The organism is Bacteroides sp. 11BF, assembly GCF_019633765.1.
GTDB classification, from domain to species: domain Bacteria; phylum Bacteroidota; class Bacteroidia; order Bacteroidales; family Bacteroidaceae; genus Bacteroides; species Bacteroides hominis.
This window is the reverse complement of the sequence record NZ_JAFKPJ010000099.1, coordinates 1-352: the sequence shown is the minus strand read 5'-3', so window position 1 is coordinate 352 and position 352 is coordinate 1. Positions and strand designations below refer to the sequence as shown.

Genomic DNA, 352 nt, shown 5'->3' with positions numbered 1-352 from the left:
TTTTTTGCTCTGAATCCCTTTTCAAACCGTCTCTCCTGCGATAGGGGAGTACCTGATGAAATGATATACGCTGCAAGGCAAATAACAGAATTAGCAAACTTGACCGGAAGGTATTTCACTACCCCGGTGTCCCCCAATCATATCCTTTCGTGAACAAGAGTATTGATAAATCCTGGTACGCCCTTCGTATCACCTATAGTCGTGAGCTTGCCTTTAAGGAATACCTGGACTCCCGTGGAGTGAAGAATTTTCTTCCCATGCGCTACGAATACGTATTCCGTGGTGAGCGTAAGATCCGCAAACTGGTTCCTGTTGTTCACAACCTGGTTTTTGTTTATGCCACCCGCAGTGA

The 352-nt window shown here is 45.7% G+C and carries 1 protein-coding gene; it reads left to right on the top strand.

Features of this window, described 5'->3' with window-relative positions; genetic code table 11:
- Positions 1-149: 149 nt before the first annotated feature.
- The coding region (locus tag JZY04_RS21125; protein ID WP_280230558.1) for a transcription termination/antitermination NusG family protein at positions 150-352 on the top strand (203 nt) is incomplete at its 3' end.